Genomic DNA, 2,014 nt, shown 5'->3' with positions numbered 1-2,014 from the left:
CTGCGCTCCATACGCTGAAGGCACCCGACCCGAACATCACCATGAGGCCGTGACCTCGAAAAGGACCATGACCCCGGCACGGACGCAGAAACAGGCTTGACGAGGAACCGCAATTAAAGGGCCGATTGACATTCTCCCAGGCCCGCCAGCCGCCCGGAGGCGTCCGGGACGCAGCGCCCCGGCGCCGATAGTCCTCCCACCGAAGACGCGGCGGCGCGGGGATGTTGGCGGGGTCGCGCCGGTGCCGGACCCACTCGCGCGACCCTTTACGGCTTTCGCGCTGGTGGGCTTCGTCAGCCTCGACGATGCCGGCGAGCGTGCTCTCGGGCTCGGGCGTCAGAGCGCCGATAATGGTCATCCGCCAACGCCAGACGCTGTGGCGCGAGGTTCCCAAGACCTCTGCCGCGCGGCGGCAGGACATCGGCTGCGGCGCCTCGATCATGTCACGCGCCAGCGCGACCACGAGGTCGGGGCGGTGCACCCGGGCGAGCGGCGTGCCGCTCCGACCAGACCACGTCGCCCCGCACCCCGAGCAGGACCACCGCTGCCCGCCCGTCCGGGTCCGGCCCCACCGGATGCGCTCGCCGCCACCGCAGCGCGGGCAAGCGGCCGCCGCTCCCCCCACCTCGGCGCGGGCGTCGATCTCGAGCACCGCTTCGGCCCGCTCCTGCGCCTCTGCCACCATCCCCTCGACCTGCCGCAGCTCCTGCGGTGTCAGACGGGCCAGCAAGCGGCCGAACTCGGTCGGATTGAAGCGGGGCATGGCAGGTCTCCGGCAGGCTCAGAAGCCGCCGATCCTACTCTACTGACGGACAAGAACAAAGGGCGAACCAACACGGTTTGCTGACACCGCAAGCCCGGGCTGTCGTCTTCCGGGCTCGGACGCGCCTCGTGAACCAGCGGACGGAGCTGGTGAATGCACTCCGTGCCGTGCTGTACGAATTCGGCCATGTGGCGCCCAAGGGGATCCAGCAGTTGAAACGGCTCGAGGCCATCGTCGAGGAGCCGGACTCCGATCTCCCACCCCTCGTTCGTGACGAATGCCGGGACCTGCTCAAGCAGATTGCAGAGAAGACGGAACGGATCGAGACGAAGACGCGGCAGGCGAAGGACCTCGCTTCGGAGGCCGACACGACCCGCCGCCTGCAGACGATGCCAGGTGTCGGGCCGCTGATCGCCCTCGCGCTCGATGCCTTTGCCCCGCCGATGGACACCTTCCGTACGGGCCGGGACTTTGCTGCCTGGCTCGACTTGGTCCCCCGTCAGCATTCATCGGGAGGCAAGGCGAGGTTGGGACGTGTCTCGAAAGCAGGCCAGGCCGACATTCGCCGGCTCCTGATCATCGGGGCGATGTCCCGACTGACCTGGATAGGCAGCAAGACCATTCCCGCAGGATCGTGGCTGGCCCGGATCCGCGCGCGGAAGCCACGGATGCTGGTGGCCATCGCGCTGGCGAACAAGATGGCACGGCAGATCTGGGCAATGCTGGTCAAGAAGGAGGACTACCGGGATCCGGCGCTGGCAGCAGCGGCTTGATGTGCACACAGAGAGCTCCTGCCTGACGTCGGACTGACGTGTGAGAAGTCGACGACCCCCATGGGCGCAATGATCGAAAAGATCTGGGCCGGGAAAACCAGGTTAGTGAACGGAGCTTCGAAGCTCGGGAATGGAATATGGACCCGGTCCGCTGATCACCATGTCGGCCGGCGGCCTCTGAAACGGTCGCAAGAGAAGGCCTTACAGAGAACCGCACTCGATCACACGCGCTTGACGGGACGGGTCAAAAACTTCTTGCACTACGGGCGGCAACCACAGAGGCCCTATCGGGGCCGGATCTACCATCCGCTGGTCACCTCCGTGGCGGAGACCGGCGACATGCTCGACGCCCGCCTGCGCCCCGGTGCCGTCGGCACCGCCGAGGGCGCGCTGGACGTCATCCTGGATGTCGTCGACCGGGCGCAGGCCACCCTCTGCGACGTGGCGATGGTGCGCATCGATGCCGGCTTTCCCTCCG

At 67.4% G+C, this 2,014-nt stretch carries 1 protein-coding gene and 2 pseudogenes; 2 read left to right on the top strand and 1 reads right to left on the bottom strand.

Annotation, left to right across the window (positions count from 1 at the left end; all coding sequences use genetic code 11):
• Positions 1-763: pseudogene (locus tag DLJ49_RS21120) on the bottom strand (hypothetical protein); the annotation flags it as partial.
• 77 nt (positions 764-840) lie between these two features.
• Here DLJ49_RS21120 and DLJ49_RS21115 point away from each other — a divergent pair.
• A complete protein-coding gene (locus DLJ49_RS21115) occupies positions 841-1,536 on the top strand; it encodes an IS110 family RNA-guided transposase (RefSeq protein WP_255566814.1) in 696 nt (231 codons plus the stop codon).
• A gap of 69 nt (positions 1,537-1,605) precedes the next feature.
• Positions 1,606-2,014: pseudogene (locus DLJ49_RS21595) on the top strand (hypothetical protein); the annotation flags it as partial.

This window comes from Rhodovulum sp. 12E13, from assembly GCF_003340565.1.
GTDB lineage: Bacteria > Pseudomonadota > Alphaproteobacteria > Rhodobacterales > Rhodobacteraceae > HLUCCA09.
The sequence above is the reverse complement of the archived record's forward strand: the minus strand, read 5'-3'. Positions and strand labels throughout refer to the sequence as shown.